The sequence below is a fragment of the Chitinophaga alhagiae genome (assembly GCF_003568665.1).
Taxonomy (GTDB): Bacteria; Bacteroidota; Bacteroidia; order Chitinophagales; family Chitinophagaceae; genus Chitinophaga; species Chitinophaga alhagiae.
Map to the genome: position 1 here is coordinate 707,336 of NZ_QXMH01000004.1, position 14,007 is coordinate 721,342.

Annotated in this window: 10 protein-coding genes; 4 read left to right on the forward strand and 6 right to left on the reverse strand. The window is 53.3% G+C overall.

Annotation, left to right across the window (positions count from 1 at the left end; all coding sequences use genetic code 11):
• Positions 1-2: 2 nt before the first annotated feature.
• The 5 genes from D3A97_RS21970 to D3A97_RS21990 all read right to left on the reverse strand — a co-directional run bounded on the left by D3A97_RS21970 (position 3) and on the right by D3A97_RS21990 (position 9,679).
• Entirely contained in the window at positions 3-3,437 is a 3,435-nt protein-coding gene (locus tag D3A97_RS21970; RefSeq protein WP_198674121.1) for a TonB-dependent receptor, read from the reverse strand.
• Between the two features lie 232 nt (positions 3,438-3,669).
• A complete protein-coding gene (locus tag D3A97_RS21975) occupies positions 3,670-4,866 on the reverse strand; it encodes a FecR family protein (protein WP_198674122.1) in 1,197 nt (398 codons plus the stop codon).
• Between the two features lie 78 nt (positions 4,867-4,944).
• Positions 4,945-6,327, reverse strand: a complete 1,383-nt coding sequence (locus D3A97_RS21980) for a glycoside hydrolase family 28 protein (protein ID WP_198674123.1) — start codon at positions 6,325-6,327, stop codon at positions 4,945-4,947.
• Between the two features lie 151 nt (positions 6,328-6,478).
• Complete coding sequence (locus D3A97_RS21985; protein WP_119080685.1) at positions 6,479-7,033, reverse strand: RNA polymerase sigma factor; 555 nt, start codon at positions 7,031-7,033, stop codon at positions 6,479-6,481.
• A 249-nt stretch (positions 7,034-7,282) separates the two neighbouring features.
• Positions 7,283-9,679, reverse strand: coding sequence for a TlpA family protein disulfide reductase (locus tag D3A97_RS21990; RefSeq protein ID WP_157986687.1), 2,397 nt, complete (start codon positions 9,677-9,679; stop codon positions 7,283-7,285).
• Between the two features lie 222 nt (positions 9,680-9,901).
• Between D3A97_RS21990 and D3A97_RS21995 the strand changes: the two genes are divergently transcribed.
• Genes D3A97_RS21995 through D3A97_RS22005 form a run of 3 tightly spaced genes read left to right on the forward strand, consistent with a single transcriptional unit; the run spans position 9,902 to position 12,712 of the window.
• Complete coding sequence (locus D3A97_RS21995; RefSeq protein WP_119080687.1) at positions 9,902-10,480, forward strand: YdeI/OmpD-associated family protein; 579 nt, start codon at positions 9,902-9,904, stop codon at positions 10,478-10,480.
• Between the two features lie 53 nt (positions 10,481-10,533).
• The gene (locus D3A97_RS22000) at positions 10,534-11,601 is read left to right on the forward strand and encodes a helix-turn-helix domain-containing protein (protein ID WP_119080688.1); all 1,068 of its coding nucleotides are present in this window, start codon (positions 10,534-10,536) and stop codon (positions 11,599-11,601) included.
• A 40-nt stretch (positions 11,602-11,641) separates the two neighbouring features.
• Positions 11,642-12,712, forward strand: coding sequence for a hypothetical protein (locus tag D3A97_RS22005; RefSeq protein WP_119080689.1), 1,071 nt, complete (start codon positions 11,642-11,644; stop codon positions 12,710-12,712).
• A 168-nt stretch (positions 12,713-12,880) separates the two neighbouring features.
• Here the strand turns inward: D3A97_RS22005 and D3A97_RS22010 are convergent, their stop codons facing one another.
• Positions 12,881-13,351, reverse strand: coding sequence for a pyridoxamine 5'-phosphate oxidase family protein (locus tag D3A97_RS22010; protein ID WP_157986688.1), 471 nt, complete (start codon positions 13,349-13,351; stop codon positions 12,881-12,883).
• 158 nt (positions 13,352-13,509) lie between these two features.
• Between D3A97_RS22010 and D3A97_RS22015 the strand changes: the two genes are divergently transcribed.
• Positions 13,510-13,851, forward strand: a complete 342-nt coding sequence (locus D3A97_RS22015) for a YegP family protein (protein ID WP_119080691.1) — start codon at positions 13,510-13,512, stop codon at positions 13,849-13,851.
• Positions 13,852-14,007 lie beyond the last annotated feature (156 nt).

The window sequence follows — 14,007 nt, forward strand, 5'->3', positions numbered from 1 at the left end:
CATTAAAAAGTAACGTTACAACCAAAAGAAAATACCTTCTGCAACGGGTAATTGCCGTAGCCGGTCAGTTCCGGGTCAAAAAACATGTATTTGGTGCTTGTGAAAAGATTTTCTCCCGAGAGGTAGAACCGGAGCTGGTTAGCCCTGATCCTGCTGATCAGCGAAGCGGGGAGGCTGTAGCCGAGCTGCAGGGATTTCAGCCGCAGGTAGGCCTTGTTCTGCAGATACCGGTCGCTGGTAGCTTTGTTCATGGTAGTGCGCGCTACCCCGGCGCCGCCGAAATAGGGTTTGGGGAAATAGGCGTTCGGGTTATCGGCGCGCCAATAATCTTCCTGCCCTCTTAATATCACCACGCCGCCTTCACCCTGGCTGGGGCCCCAGAACGCGTTCTGCACGCCGCCGCCGGGCCATATGGCCTGTTTGGCCACGCCTTGTATCATGAAGCTGAGGTCAAAACCTTTGTAATTGGCGCCTGCGTAAACACCGTATTTGTACCGGGCCTGGGTGTTGCCGATCACGGTCATGTCTCCAGGATCATCCGCCCTTTTCTGTCCGTCGTTCACTTTACCGTCTCCGTTCAGGTCACTGTATTTCATATCTCCCGGCATCCAGTTGCCGCTAAAGATGAACGACTGGTCTATGTTACGTTTGGTCACTTCTTCAGCAGACTGGTACAGCCCTTCCGACTTGTAGCCCCATATCTCGCCGATCACCTGGCCCTCGTAGAAAGTGCTTAACAGTTTCAGCGGGTTGTTGTAGCTGGTCACTACAGACCGGTGGTCTGACAGGTTCACGTTCACAAAATAGCTGAAGCCTTTACCGAGCGCCTGCTTCCAGTTCACCTGTACTTCCCATCCTCTTGTTCTCAGGGAGCCGTCGTTATTGCGGGGCACCGTGCCGCCGTATATCTGGGGCATGGCCATACCGGGGCCAACCAGGTTGTTGATGTCTGACTGGTACCAGTCTGCCGTAATAGACAGCCGGTTATTGAACAGGTACATATCCAGCCCTATGTCTTTGGTATTTACTTTTTCCCAGGTAAGACCGGTAGTGGTCTCGTTCGGGGGGGTTACGAGGAAAGATTTGTCTCCCCCCAGCAGGTAATTGCCCAGCCCGTTAGACATGAGCGGGATGTAGAGGTAATTGGCCACGTTCTGGTTGCCGATGGAGCCCCAGGAAGCGCGGAATTTCATCATGCTGATGTGCTGTTTGAACGGGAAGAAATGTTCTTTGGCAATATTATAGCCTACAGACACGGAGGGGAAAGTACCCCAGCGGCTGCCCGGCGCAAACCTGGAAGAGCCGTCTCTGCGTACGTTGGCCTCAAACAGGTATTTTTCATGGAAGTTGTAATTCAGCCTGCCGAAGTAGCTCTGGGTAGACCAGTGGCCCTTGTCATCAGCCGGGTTCTTTACGCCTACCGTGGTGCTGAGAGAAGGCACATTGTCCGTCAGCAGGTAAGTACCATTGCCGCTCAGGCCAAAGATGGTCTGCAGTTCCTGCTGGTACCCTACCAACGCGCCGATGTAATGCCCGCCAACCTGCCGGAAATAGGTGCTGGTGATGTTGGGAGACGTATAGGTGGTGGTACGGGCGCTGGCAATGTACCTGGTCTGGGACTGCGTTATCCCGTACATTTTGGTACCGTCCGGCTGCATCTGGTAGAAGGTGTTCGCAATGTTCGTCTGCGAATAGTTGGTATAGGTGTAGTTATACTGCAGGGTGGTAACCCAGTTCTTGACCGGTTCCAGGTGTATGTTGGGAGACAGCACCCATTGGGCGGTTTTGCGGTGCTCCTTTTCATTCAGCCCGGAGTTGATGCCGGATGCGTTGAAGTACCCCCCTTCCGGATTGTATAAAGGCAGTGTAGGCGCATTGCGGGATATCCTGTTCATAAAGAAGTTACGGCCGTCTGCGCTGATATCCCACGGGTAGCTGTCTTCAGAGCCCACGTATTTGGTGATCAGGCCTGCTCTCAGCCAGCTGAGCGGCGTTGCTTCAATTCTACCGCTCAGGGTCTTCCGCGTATACTCTTCAGACGCGTACCTTGAAATACCGTCTTCATGGAAGAAGCCGCCGGACAAGGCATAGCTGACGTTCTTGCCGGAACCGGAAATGCTGATGTTGTGCGTTTGCCTGATGGCATTTTTCCTGAACAGCACATCATACCAATCCGTATTGGCGTTGGCGCCCAAACCTGAACCGCTAAAGTTCCAGCCCGTGCCGGTCGCGTTCGGTATAGCGCCGGGCGTGTTCACGGGGTCTTGCATGAACTGTTTGATACGGTCAATAGCCTCCGGGGTGTAAGGTTGCGCCACACCGCTGTTCACTGCGGCGGAGTCAAGGATCAATGCAAAGGTGAGCGCGTCTACCTGCTTGGGAAAAGTGGTAGGCTGCGCCAGCGCATAGTTATAGGAATAGGACACTTTCATGCCGCCGCCTTCCAGGCCGGTTTTGGTGGTGATCAAAATAACACCGTAGGCCGCACGGGCGCCGTAAATAGCGGTGGAAGCGGCATCTTTCAATACCGAAATAGATTTTACGTTGTTGGGGTCTACATCGTTCAGGTCCATGGGTACACCATCTACCAGCACAAACGGCGCTCCGGGCGTAAAGGACGCCCCGCCTGCGGTGTTTGACAAAGAGGCCAGTCCCCTGATATTAACGGAATGGCCTTCACCCGGCTGCCCGGAAGACGCTGTGGCCTGGATGTTGAGGCCGGGCACCGCGCCTTGCAGCACTTGCTGCAGGTTAGATACCGGCCTGTCTGCCAGCTGCTCTCCGCTGATCTGGGTGATAGCCCCGGTCAGGTTCTCCTTCTTCTGAACGCCGTACCCAACGGTTACCATTTCGTTTAGTACAGATACGGCTTTTACCAGCACCGCATCAATACCTGACCGGCCGCTCACCTCTTTTTCCTGTTTGGTGTATCCGATGAATGAAAATACCAGTGTGCCGTTGCCGTTCTCCAGCGAGAGCGAATAGTGGCCATTGGCATCCGTAACGGTGCCGCTGCTTTGGCCTTTCAAGCCTACGCTTACGCCCGGCAAGGGGTTGCCCTGCTCATCGGTGACCCTGCCTTTTACCACAAATGGCGGCACGGCAGGCCTGTCAGGCACTTCTCTGCCAACAGACGCCGGGTGCTGGAGCACTACTACCGTTTTGTTCTGGATACGGTAGTTGAGGGGGTAATTCTTAAAACAGATAGCTAATATTTGAGGAACAGTAGCATCTTTCACCGTAATACTGATAGACGGTGCATTTTTTACATCTTCATCGTTGTACAGGAACTGGTAGTCCGTTTCCTGCTGAATAACGCTGAGTACCTTGGACAGCTTTACGTCCCTGAGGTCCAGGGTCAGTTTTGTTTCCTGCGAGTAGCCTGCAGCATGCAAATTCACTACACATGCCAGGGTCAAAAATACAGTGATACGCATGGCTCGGACAATTAATGCCGAGATGCCATGCCCGGCAAACCGGCCTTGGATAAATAGATTTTTCTTCATACCTTGGTACGATTAAGGGTAGAATAATACCTGCTCGTTCTCTCCTGCCGAAAGCATTAGCCCAGGCGGGTGTTGACCGGAATGAACAGGTGATTTCAACTTCTGGAGCCGGGGATGTTGGAGCATTCCTGGCTTTTTTTTGACTTTGATTGATATACTTTTTCTATTTCATTACGTGCAATTCATGATCTTTAAACGTGAAATGTACTTTTCCTGTCAGTTCTATTAAACTTAAGATCCCTTTTATATCCTCATACCGCCGGATGCGCCCGGTGAAGTGAAACAGGGTATCTACACCGTTATCGTACTTCACCTCTACGTTATACCACCTGGACAGTTTCCGCATCAGGCTGCCCAGCGACTCGCTGTCAAACACGAACATACCGTTCTTCCAGGCCAATGCCGCCTCTACGTTCACCTTGCTGACCTGTATGGCCGGGTTGTTTTTCCCGATCACCGCTTCATAGCCCGGCTTCAGCATAACACCGCCGCCGCCGCTATTGACGCGTACCGATCCTTCCGCCAGGGTTGTTTTATGCACAGGGTCATCAGGGTAAGCGCTCAGGTTGAACTTTGTACCCAGCACGGTAATGTCCATCCTGTCCGTATTGACAATGAAGGGCTGTTTTGCATCTTTCGCCACTTCAAAATAGGCTTCCCCGCTCAGGTACACTTTCCGTTCTTTTCCATTGAACTGTGTGGGGTAACGCAGCGAAGACGCGGCGTTGAGCCATACCTTTGTACCGTCAGACAGCTCTATGCGGTATTCTCCGCCGCGGGGCGTTACCAGCGTATTATACAACGTGGCCACATGCGCGCCGGCCGGGCCGGATACATAACTCAATGCGCTGGCGCTGTTGCGTACTTTTGTACCGTCTTTTTCTGTGATGGCCTTTTGCAGGCTATCGTTCAGGTTGACCTTTTCCCCGTTGGCCAGGATGAGCTGCGCTACTTTTCCCTGCGGGAAGATCTGTAGCTCTGTTGAGGCCAGCGTTTCTTCCCCTTGCGGCGCCCTGAGCCAGAAGAAATACAAGGCGGCCCCGCCCAGCAGCAGCAACGGCAACAGCATGGCCGCATACCGGAGCGCCTTGCGCACCGCCACCACCCGGCCGGCAGGCCGTTTCCCGGAGATCTTCTCAGACAGCTGCCGCCAGTGTACCGACCTATCCCGGTCATGCTCCCAATACTGTACCCGCTCCTGGAGGTATGCCGGATCTGTGAGGCGTTCCCAAAGCGCTTTATTTTCGCTGCTCTCCTCTACCCACGCCTGCAGTGCTGCCGCCTCTTCAGGGGTCAGTTCCCCTTGCAGGGACTTGCCTATCAATGCGGCTATGTCGAGATATTTTTCGTTCTGTTCCATATGCGTGACTATAGTAGAAACAACCTCAGGTGAAAAAGGGGTGAAAGGAGGCATTATTTTTTTTTGCCGTAAACGGGGCTACCTCACCCTGCTCCGTTTCACCTCCTGCATGACCAGTGCCTTCCTGGAATTTGCCTTATCGGTCTGCAGCCCGTCTACCACCAGGTTGTCAACATCCCCGGCAATAACGGCGGGCCGGGGGTCTGGCTGCTCGCTTTTGAACGTGCAGTTCACAATGTCTATATCTTCCACATGCCTCACCAGCAGGCCGTAGCAGGGCAAATTGCCCCATACGGTGGGCTGCGGGTAGCCGTTCTCCGATTCTTTTACCTTATCCAGCGTTGGGATGTACGCGCCCGGCTGCACCCCGCCCCGGTTAAATATCCTGATATTACTTAAATAGATATTCCTGATCCTGGCGCCCGGCACCCCGGTAATGGAAGAGGAGTAATTGCCGGTATTATAAGCCAGGATGTTGGACAGTTGCACGTTCATCATCCGGCTAACGGGCGGCGGCGGCGCATCGGGCGTGTGTTTGCGGTTCCTGGTGGCCAGCCTTACATAGAGCGGGCAATCCGTACCCTCTATCACGATGTTGTTGATGCTGACGCCGTTCATGATGCCGCCATCCACCATTTCGAGAGAAATGCCGGTAATGCCGTACCTGGGCGTGTTGAACGCCGGTTGAGAATGAGACCTGGACGGTTTGATAACGCAATTGGAAATACTGATGTTCTGAAACCCGCCGGTAGATTCCGTTCCGCATTTAATGGCATTGGCAAAGCTGCTGATGACACAATTGGTAATGGTAATATCTTTAGAGACGGCAGTATCGCTGCTTTTGATCACAATGGCATCGTCATCAGCGTCTATGATGCTGTTGCTAAGCACAAACCGCCTACAGGCGTCAATATCAAGGCCGTCGTTATTTTTTCTGCCATGATTGTATACCTTGATGTTATTCACCATCACATCTTCACAGTTATAATAGTGCTGGTTCCAGAACCCGGCGTGAGTGAGGGTTATGCCCTCAACGGTCACGTTATTGCAGCCAATAAAAAGCAGGTTGCGCGGCCGGCCGTCTCTCACCCCGCGTGGAAACATTTTTGCGTTGCGATACTGCCGGCTGCCGTTGCCGTCGATCACCCCGTAACCGGTTACCGCTATGTTGCTGGCCCCTTCCGCAAAGATCAGGGCATACCAGCCGTAAAAGTCCTGGTAAGAGCCGTAAAACGTTTTGGACGCTCCGGGAAAATCCCTGGCGTCCGTACTTGCGTACAAGGTAGCGCCATGCTCAAAATGCAGGTTGACATTGCTTTTTAGATAAATGGTGCCAGACCGGTACATGCCTGCCGGTACAACTACCTTTCCTCCCCCATTTTTATGACAGGCGTCAATGGCCTTGTTAAAAGCATCTGTGCTCAATGCACTGGTGTCTTTCTTTGCGCCATAATCCAGCACGTTAAATGTTTGTGCGTGAAGTATACTTACTATACAACATAGCCCCACTGCCAATAAAATCTTCTTGAACATCATAGATCTTTAATTGGAGTAGAAACAACCTCAGGCAGGAAATGGGTGAAAAGAGCGGGGAATTTTTTTTATGCCGCTGCTACCAGTGGTGGTGCAGGAAAAAGGTGAAGAAAGAACCGCCCAACAACTTTTTGAGCAGCTGGATACCTCTCATTTTCTGTGTTTTCACGGTATTGACAGACACCTGCAAATGGCTGGCGATGTCTTTATGCTTCATGCCTTCAAAATAACTGAGCTGCAATACGTTCCTGCAACCCGCGGGCAGTTTTTCCAGCGCCTGGAACACATTTTCCAGCACTTCCGATTCAATGATACGGGCCATTACATCACTTTCCCATTCTTCTTCCAGCCGGCCTTCATATTTACGTACTACCTTATTGTGCTTGTAGATGTTGAGGCAGCTGTTCTTGACCGTAATATAGAGAAAGGCCTTTACGGCGTTCAGTTCAGGGAAATGCTCCCGTCTTTGCCAGAGCTTTACGAACGCTTCCTGCACTACATCTTCCGCGTCCTGGCCGGTAACCAGGAAGGTGGCGGCAAAATAGCACAGCCTCGTATGATATTCTTCAAATATCTCACGAAAAACCTGTTCGTTCCCCTGCGTTAAACCCGCTATGTAAAAATCTTCCTTCATTTACGAGGTCTTCCCCAACCGGGGCAGTTATGCGTAGCGTTCCGCTGCTATATACGGGCGGACTCTCTCATGTCTTGATCATTTTGGCTGCTGTATCTCTCCCCTGCCCCGTCATTTTATATGACTTTAAAATTTTAGATAACGTGTGACCAGGGGCGAACTTAAAGGTAAGGCATCTTTTTATTATGGCGCCAATGACTGTAAATATACACTTTGATTTGATACTTGTTGCTATAAGTTATACGCCGGTCAGTCCAGGCCGCTTTCTACCTGTGTGTTCTTTTCATCCGGCTTAACCGGCGCGGACCGCAACTGGCTGAATGCGCGGAAAGCCCCTTTCCAGTCCAGGTTAAAGGCCACGTCCAGCATGCGCCCGTCTGGCGAAATAATGACCTTTGACGGGTAGCCGCTTACCTTGTAATCTCCCTGCACCTTTCCATCGCTCATGGCTACGGGGAAAGTGTATTTTTCCAGTTGCATGAAGTTGGTGACATGCGCCGGCCTGTCGTGGCAGGCAATGGACAGGAATGCCGATTCCCCGTTGACGGGCAGGTTTTGGTGCATCTTTTGTATTTCCGGCAGTTCCTCGCGGCAGGGCGCGCACCAGGTGCCCCAGAAATCTATCAGCAGCCATTTGCCGCGGTAGTCAGAGAGTTTGTACCTTTTCCCGTCAGGGCCGGTCAGGTCAAAGTTGGGCGCTGTTTTCCAGGTGCGCACCAGGGTATTATGCACAAAATCCTTAAAATCCCGGCCGGGCAGGTGTTGCTCAAAAGCCTTTTGCACGTCTGGCAGCATGGCGGGGTTGGCGTTCACCTGCTGGGCCAGTACTTTCGTGGCCTCCCGGTCATCTCCCTGGCGGAACAATGCATTGGCAAAGCCGGAGCGGTAACTTTCATCAGACTTCAGCATGGCGCGGTCATAGAAGCTGTCATACGCCCGCTCCTCCTTATTGCGCGGAGAAACCGCGGCTGCCCTGGCGTAGTAGTTCAACGCCTGTTCAGCGTGGGTATCTTTTAAAGCCTCGTATTGGAGAAAGTAAGCGTAGGCCAGCAAATTCTGGTCGGCATAACGGGTGCTGCTCAGGCTGTCTACCGTGCCTTTTTCCAGTACGGCGGTCACATCTTTCAGCGTGGCGGCCGCTTCCGTATGCATGCCTTTTTCCCGCATCTGTTTATAGAGCATCAACTGGTAGCGGCTGCCGTTGCCATATTTCCGTTCTGCCGGGCGGAGGTTGCCGAATGCTTTTGCCAGCAGGCGTAGGGAGTCAGCATGGCCGGTGCGGGTGGCCTGCATGCCTAGCAGCATGGGATAGGCGGCTTGCCGGATGATGGTATCCTTATCTTGCGCCAGCCTTTGCAGCAGGCCCGTGGCGCTGCGGCGCCGGTCAAAGTACTCTTTTTGCAGGGCAGCGATCTTTTCTTCGCTCAAGCCATCTTTGCGCCATTCGTTTTTAGTTTCTTCCATCTCCTCCGCACTGAAAGCCTCAAACACGCTTTGCGCAAAGCTGTGCTGCAGCCAGTCTTCCATAGACTTGCGCCGGGCTTTGCCGAGGTAGCGGATGAGCTGAACGGCGCTATCCGGGTGGGCGCCCCAAACATCCTGCAGTTTGTTGTGCAGATGGGTGGAATTGCCTTGCAGCATATGGTTGGGCACGGTCAGCAGCACACTGTCATACAGCTGGTAACGGTCCTCGACGCTCAACCCCTGTATGAGGCTTAGTTTGTTGTTCACGTACTCCGTGCTGTTGCCGAACAAGGGGTCCATTTTTTTAAGGAAGGCCATTACCTTGGCGGAATCGTACGCTACGCCCCTGTTGTCTTTCAGCTCCCCGCTCCACGGAGAGCTTTTGATCAGCATTTCGCGCAACGCGGGCGTAACGGCAGGCAGTTGCGCCAGGTCTGGTTTCTGCATAACGCGGAGCAGGGCCGTGTCTTCATAATGAACAGGCCTTTTTTCACCGTTCAGGTCTATGGTACCGCCTACGTTGACGATCAAACTGGCCGATAACAATCCGCCGGCCTTGCTATCCCACTTGTACACATGACTGAACCGCAGCGTTTGCCCGGGAATGCTTTTGGGCCGGTATTCCGCAGCGGTGATGGTGCGCGGCCCCGCAGCCTCGCCGGCGGCCGTGAACACAAGGGAAGAATCCCGGTCAAACCAGCGCGCCGCGCCGGGCGGCACGGGAAGAAAAACGGACTGTACCTCTTTGTCAAGAAAACTACGTGAGCCCTCCACCACAAAGTTGATATACGTTTCATGCACACCGGCTTCCCGGGCTTTCCGCTCTACCAGTTGCTCCAGCTCCGGCCGCGGTACGGCAGGGCCGCTGGGGCGGTATATAAATTCAACCGGCTGCTGCAGCAAAAGCACCTGCAACACCGGCTCCGTGCTGCTCATCTGGATGTTGGCAATATCTGTACTGTTTTTTGGCAGCTCCCCTTTACCTGGCCGGTAATTGAGCAAGGTGGCACGGATGCGCAGCGTGCTATCCGGCAATTTTTCCAGCAGCTGCAGCTCGCAAAGCGACACATATGCGGAGGCATGGCTATTATCATACCTTTTTGTAACGCGGGTCTCAACATAACGGGTAAAAGGCGTCTGCTGCGCAAGTGAAACGCCGGCTATGAGAAGCGCCGGTAACAAAAGCCTGAGGGATTTTTTGTGCATGGAATTAAACATTGTATTGAACAGCCGCTATTATATACCCGGCTCACCTTCCGCCATCACTATCCGGATTAAATATAGCAAAAATTGCCATATACCTGACGCAGGGAAGCATGGCCGCTGAAAATCCCGCCCGTCATCATTTATTTTTTCAGCCCTCCTGACACAGGGCTGTCACCGCAGGGATGTAGCTTTGCCATTATGGAAAACAAAGACCTTGCAACCTATTGCCCCACCACCCGGCAGCAATGGCGGCGGTGGCTGGAAAAAAACCACGGTAAAAAACAATCAGTCTGGCTGATCTATTACAAAAAAGAAGCGGCCGTGCCCACCATCACTTATGCCGATGCGGTGGATGAAGCCCTTTGCTTTGGCTGGATAGACAGCACCAAAAAACCGCACGGGAACGGCAGCTTCATGCAGCTTTTCACGAGGCGGAAGGCCACCAGCGTATGGTCAAAGATCAACAAGGGGAAGGTGGAACGGCTCATTGCCGAAGGGCTGATGACAGCAGCAGGCCGCAAAAGCATTGAGACCGCGCAGCAGAATGGCTACTGGTCCATACTGGACGATGTGGAGGAGCTGGTGGTACCCAAAGACCTGGCCAAAGCCTTCCGCGCGCACCCCGGCTCCAAAGCCTATTTTACCGGTTTAAGCAAGTCCGTAAAAAAGATGATGCTGCAATGGGTCACACTGGCCAAACGGCCTGAAACAAGGCAGAAGCGGATCAACGAAATAGCCTCCCTGGCGGCGCAGCACCGGAAGCCGAAACAATTCTGACTATTTTTATGGAATATCCCCGCCCCTGCATCTATACCTGAAAACACTGGCCTTTGTTACTCTTCCAACTAAGCTGCGGCAGCATTTTTCTGCTGGCCTTTCTGCTGTTAAGCCACGTAAAAAGCGTACATACGGGCGCTAACCGGTGGCTGGGGGTGTTCTACCTGTTTGCCGGCTTTGCCATGCTGGGCGCCATTATGGAGCAGGCGGGCAACCGCTACGCATGGCTGCTGCCCGCTATGGAAACCACCCGGTTTGCCATGGCGCCGGCGCTTTACTTTTCCATCCGGTACTACACCGGCAACCCTTACCGGTTCCGCCACACAGACCTGCTGCATTTTTTGCCCGCCCTGCTGTTTATTCCTATACTCCTGGGCGTTAGCCGCTACCTGCCTCCGGGAACGGGCTTTGTGGTAGGGCTGGGCATTAAGGTGCAGCTGGTAGTGTACTGGATACTGGGTTACCGGCTGCTGCGGCAGCACCGGGCGCGGCTTGAAAGCGTGGCGCCCGATACCAGCGGGGCCGCCCTGGCCTGGCTGAAGAACCTGGTGATACTTACCGGCATCATGATCGTCAACTTTCTCCTTTCGCCATTCATACGGCCGCATGCCTGGGAGGGAACTTCCTATATCATTTACCTGGGGGCCATCTACCTCTCTTGCTACTACGCATGGCGGCAAGGCCCGGTATACCCGCCACGGGAAAAGGAAACCCTCCCGGTGCCGCCACCTGCCGGGCCGCCACGGCTGCACGAAGATGAAGCGGCCGCCCTGAAGGAACGGCTGGCCACCCTGATGCGGGAAGAAAAGCTGTACACGGAGCCGGAGCTGTCCCTTTCCGAACTGGCAGACAGGCTGGAGGTTTCGCTGCATGAAGTATCGTGGCTGCTGAACAAGGAGATCGGGAAAAATTTTTATCAATACGTGAACCACTTCCGGATAGAAGAAGCCAAAGAACTGCTGCACTCCCCCGGCCACCAGCACCTGAGCATACTGGCCATCGGTTTTACGGCGGGCTTCAATTCCAAAACAGCGTTCAACAGCGCCTTCCGGCAAATAGTGGGCATGACGCCGGCAGCATTCCGGAACATAGTGGTGCGCCTGGATGCAGGCGGGCAGTAAAACCCTTACCAGTGGCTAGTATTGCAGTAAAAGCAATACTATGAACAAACTGAAATTCGGCCCGCTGATGCTGGTTGCCACATTAACCGGATTTATGGCCGGCTTTGTTGTGTACAGAATACTTACCCGCTACGCCGCGGGCTGGATGCCGCCTGTTGCCAAATGGGGGCTTTCTTTCCTGATGCTGCTGGCGGTGCTGCTGTATGGCGTGGCCCGTTACCTCCGTTCCCGGAAAACCGATGCCGCGCAGCCAGACCTGCTGGCGCCGTTTAACGTGCTGCTGGTATTCCTGCTGGCGTGGGACCTTTACTCCTTCGGCTGGCAGAAGATCTTCCACCTGCAAATGGTAGTGCCGCTGGGCATGCTGGACCTGCCGTTCAACAGTCTTGACGGGGAAACACTCACCTGGGCGTACTTCAGAAGGTCTTACCCCTTCACCGTAGCCATCGGCCTTGCACAGATGACCAGCTCGGTGATGCTGCTTTTCAAACGCACCCGCCTGCTGGGGCTGATCATGCTGGTGCCGGTGCTGCTCAACATCATCCTGATCGATACCTTTTACCACCTGCATACCGGGGTGCTGCTGCACGCGCTGGTATTGATGGCCGGGGTTATCTATCTTTTATACCAGTACCGGGCGGGGTTGATCACGTTCTTTTTCAGCGTGGCCCCCACGCTATTGCCCTGGCGCAAAACGCCCTGGGTGATCAGCCTACTGATACTCACACTGCCGCTGGTGCTGCTGCTCACCTACTCCATGCCTGACAGGCACCCCCAGTTCACCGGCAAATACCAGGTGAAAGACCTGCAGGTGAACGGCACGCCGCAAGCGGCCCGCAGCTTCAGGGACAGTGTGCTCACGGTGATGTATATGGACCTGCAGGATGATATTGCGCTCGAATTTAACCATCACAACAACCGGTACATTGGTACCTACCAGTATGACGAGGCTTCTCAGCGGATCAGCGCCAAGTGGAGATACCCGCACAGTACGGATTTCCGGTTTGAGGGCGTTATGCGGCCGCTAGGTGGGCGGGATTTGCGGTTCACGGGAGTGTTGGCGGGAGACAGCGTGCAGATGCGGCTGGTGCATGTGCCGGAGCCGCGGTGAGGAAAAGTATTTGCAGCCTCCGGATACGGGGGCTGCTGACCGCTATCACCCTTGAGCGCGGGGAAAAACATCAAAAATGACGGGGTGCGGGACTACCGGTGATCCCCGTCAGCCATCTGCGAAACCCTGGTGCCATGGGGCGCCGGCACCCGGAACACCTGTAACGGTTCAGCGACCAACCAGCCGTTTTTCGAAGCGGCCGGTCTTTTCCATTATCCTGATACGGTATACGATGTGCCGTACTAGCGGCGGCTCCTCCTGCCGCTGGCCAAGTTCCCGGGTCATTTCGGCAATACCGGCGGTTTCACTTACATGCCGCTGCTGCAAGTTGCCCACCAGGAACTTCATGGCATAGTACCGCTCCTTCGGGTGCATTACCTCTTCATATTCCCCCCGTATCATCACCGAACGCCAGTTGGCAAGGTCGTCTATTTCATCTACCAGGAACCATACATTCGGGTTCTTCCGCATGATATCTATCTTCTCGCCCGGCCTGGAATGCACTGCCAGGTAGGTGCCGTTGAATGCGTAGCTGACCGGCACAACGTATGGCATCAGACCGTCTGTACATGCTATACGGCCAACGGCATGCCTCAACAATATATCGTCCATCTGTTCCGGTGTCAAAGTTCCTAACATAACATTGAGTTTAAGGGTGATCAGCTCCGCAGCATCGGGGCTGAAGCGCATTACAGGCAATTGCATCATTGTGAACGTATGTTAACATTTGGAACTACTGGATTATTCAGTAATTTTTTTTATCTTAAACTCATTCTTTAACCCTAAAAACCATAACTATGGGAAAGTTTGTAGTTACCAAGAGATCTAATGGCGAGTTTCAGTTTAACCTCAAAGCCGATAATGGTGAGACTATTCTTAGCAGCGAAGGCTACTCCGCTAAAGCCGGTTGTGAAAACGGGATTGAGTCTGTGAGGAAACATTCACAGTCTGATGCCAATTATGACAAAAAGACATCGAGTAATGGGAAGTATTTCTTCAACTTGAAGGCTTCTAACGGGCAGGTTATTGGGACGAGTGAAATGTATGAGAGCGCGTCTGGAAGGGACGGCGGGATTGAATCGGTAAAGAAGAATGCGCCGGGGGCGAGTGTTGTGGATGATAGTTCGAAAGCCGCTTAAAAAACTACTGATATGCCCGGAGGTCTTATGACACTATCCCAAAAACTGTGTAAACGTAGAAAATCGGAGTTCAAAGCGCTCCGATTTTTTTATTTTTAAACTTTATACAGACAATGAAAGCAGAGGAATTTTTATCAGACGATTTTTTGAAGCAAT

Excerpts from the sequence above, each read along its gene's own strand:
- D3A97_RS21970 (WP_198674121.1), bottom strand. The coding sequence starts at position 3,437 with ATGCGTATCACTGTATTTTTGACCCTGGCATGTGTAGTGAATTTGCAT.
- D3A97_RS21975 (WP_198674122.1), bottom strand. The coding sequence starts at position 4,866 with ATGGAACAGAACGAAAAATATCTCGACATAGCCGCATTGATAGGCAAG.
- D3A97_RS21985 (WP_119080685.1), bottom strand. The coding sequence starts at position 7,033 with ATGAAGGAAGATTTTTACATAGCGGGTTTAACGCAGGGGAACGAACAG.
- D3A97_RS21995 (WP_119080687.1), top strand. The coding sequence starts at position 9,902 with ATGGAAAACAAAGACCTTGCAACCTATTGCCCCACCACCCGGCAGCAA.
- D3A97_RS22005 (WP_119080689.1), top strand. The coding sequence starts at position 11,642 with ATGAACAAACTGAAATTCGGCCCGCTGATGCTGGTTGCCACATTAACC.
- D3A97_RS22010 (WP_157986688.1), bottom strand. The coding sequence starts at position 13,351 with ATGTTAGGAACTTTGACACCGGAACAGATGGACGATATATTGTTGAGG.
- D3A97_RS22015 (WP_119080691.1), top strand. The coding sequence starts at position 13,510 with ATGGGAAAGTTTGTAGTTACCAAGAGATCTAATGGCGAGTTTCAGTTT.